We start from the raw sequence: 2,152 nt of genomic DNA on the forward strand, positions 1-2,152 counted from the left end.
GCGAGCGCGTCGCCATTCTCGCATCGTGGAATCAGCAACGACGATCCCGTGAAAACCCCCGCTTCTTCAGCACAGCCTTAGAACAACGTTGAAGCATGCGCAGCGACATGAACTCTTTGCTTGAACGGCCGAGGCGCATCTCGGTAGTGGTGCTGACGCACAACCGTGTCGATCAGCTCTTATCCACGCTCGCGATGCTCCTCGCGCTCCCTGACAGACCTCCGATCGTTGTTGTCGACAACGACTCGTCCGACGGCACGTCGGAAAGAGTTGCGCAATGCTATCCGTCACTGCGTGTAGTACGGGCGCAATGCAATCTTGGCGCAGCCGGCCGCAATCTGGGGGTGGCGGCAGTGACTACCGAATACGTGGCATTCTGTGACGACGACATGTGGTGGCAAGCCGGTGCTTTAACACGCGCTGTCGACATACTCGACGCCTTTCCGAGCGTTGCCGTGCTGGCCGCGCGCATTGTGGTCGGCGAATCAGAGCTGCTCGACGAAACCTGCGAGGCCATGAAAACCAGCCCGCTCGGCGCGGAGGGCCTTCCTGGGCCGGCGGTAATCGGTTTTTTGGCCGGAGCGAGCGTGTTTCGGGCCGCGGTTTTCGAGCAAGTCGGCGGCTTTGAGCCGCGGCTTTTTATTGGTGGTGAGGAGGAACTTGTCTCGCTAGACGTACTTGCCCGTGGGCTCATGATCGTGTACGCCGACGACGTCGTCCTTCACCACCATCCCTCCCCGCTACGTGACAGTGCATTGCGCCGGCGTCTGCTCGCGCGCAATGCAGCATGGACGGCATGGCTTCGGCTTCCGGCCGCCGAAGCTTGCGCGGTGACGCGTCGTGCGCTAGCCGCCATGCGCGCAGAGGGTACGCTGATGCGCGACGCGAGCGCAATGCTGGCTGGTCTGCCATGGGCCTTCGTGCATCGCCGCGTGATCTCAAGGAACGTCCGACGCATGCGCGCAATCGTCCATGCAAGCGAAGCTGGACGGTCGGCCGGCAACTAGTATCGGTTGCATTGCCCAAGGATTCGCGTTATCGAGGATAAGAAGGTCTGCTGATAGCAAGCGCGCCTTCAACCGCGCTAAAGCGCGGCGAGTGATGTCCATTAATGCAAGCGGGCCAACGCGCAGCCAGACGTGACCAAGCACGCATACGCGAATACACAGCAATTTCCGCGTGACCATTTCAACTGAGCTTGGCGGCCCAACCGTTGCCCTCGGGTAGTTGTCGCCGGGTGCGTGGGTCTGTTCGCGCTGTTGCATGAGTTGACAAAGCAGTGCGCGGTACGCTGAAGTCGGTTGCAAGCCGAGTAATCTGATCGCCTTCTCAATGCGAGGGTGCCTCCAGCGGCACGAACGATGTAGCATCGCGCCTTGAATGCTTAGGACGCCACCTACATCCTTTTCGGACAAACTCGACTTATCAACCAGAGCCGTAATGGACATGATGGCACAACTGCAAAACCAATGGAGGAAACTAAGATGCCTTATTTTCTTGGCTGGTTGCTGGGCGTGCCCGTGATTGTTCTCATTGTCCTATATTTGCTATTTCATTGATCCATCGCCGCGTTCCGCGGTTCCTGGAGTTGGGCACGTCTGCCCGTACGTTAGAGGAGGTTTTATGAGTAGCGAAAGGTCCGTAGACGCAGGGCCGCAAGAGCGACCGATGCTTGAGCGTACTGAGGTAGCGAAGGCGATCGACGCGGCAAACGTTGCGCCATCTGGCGCGGGAAATGGCCGCGGTCCTGCGGTGCTAGCGCAGCCGCCTGTCATGGGATCCGAAGGCAAGGGCAGCGCCTTTACGCCAGCTCGGAAAACTACAGCCACCGCGGGGAAGGAAACGCTCTCCGAAACCCGGGATATGATCCGGGCAAAATATCGCCTGATGTCCGATTCCACGGACGACTTTGTCCACGAAAGCCCATGGAAAGCGATTGCGATTGCTGCTTTAGGCGGCATCCTTGTCGGCATGCTGACCGCCCGCTGATGGCAACTTTAAACATGGCGGCCTCAAAAGCGAGGTGCAACACTTATCTCGGATAAGGTGTTGCAATGCCCGACAAAACTACTTCCTACCAGCAGCTTCAACCTGAAGAACGCCTCGCCATCGCAAGCCTACGACTGCAGGATGTGAGCATTCGGGCCATGGC

3 protein-coding genes are annotated in these 2,152 nt (G+C 58.9%); all 3 read left to right on the forward strand.

What is annotated here, in order from left to right:
- Window positions 1–95: 95 nt before the first annotated feature.
- Window positions 96–1,007, forward strand: coding sequence for a glycosyltransferase family 2 protein (locus AWB67_RS36725; RefSeq protein WP_087660729.1), 912 nt, complete (start codon window positions 96–98; stop codon window positions 1,005–1,007).
- A gap of 661 nt (window positions 1,008–1,668) precedes the next feature.
- The gene (locus AWB67_RS36730; RefSeq protein ID WP_235025578.1) at window positions 1,669–1,989 is read left to right on the forward strand and encodes an ElaB/YgaM/YqjD family protein; all 321 of its coding nucleotides are present in this window, start codon (window positions 1,669–1,671) and stop codon (window positions 1,987–1,989) included.
- Window positions 1,990–2,054: 65 nt separating this feature from the next.
- On the forward strand, window positions 2,055–2,152 hold a 98-nt coding region (locus AWB67_RS43825), incomplete at its 3' end, for a helix-turn-helix domain-containing protein (protein WP_445344255.1).

Origin of the sequence: Caballeronia terrestris (genome assembly GCF_001544515.1) — a bacterium.
Classification (GTDB): Bacteria; Pseudomonadota; Gammaproteobacteria; order Burkholderiales; family Burkholderiaceae; genus Caballeronia; species Caballeronia terrestris.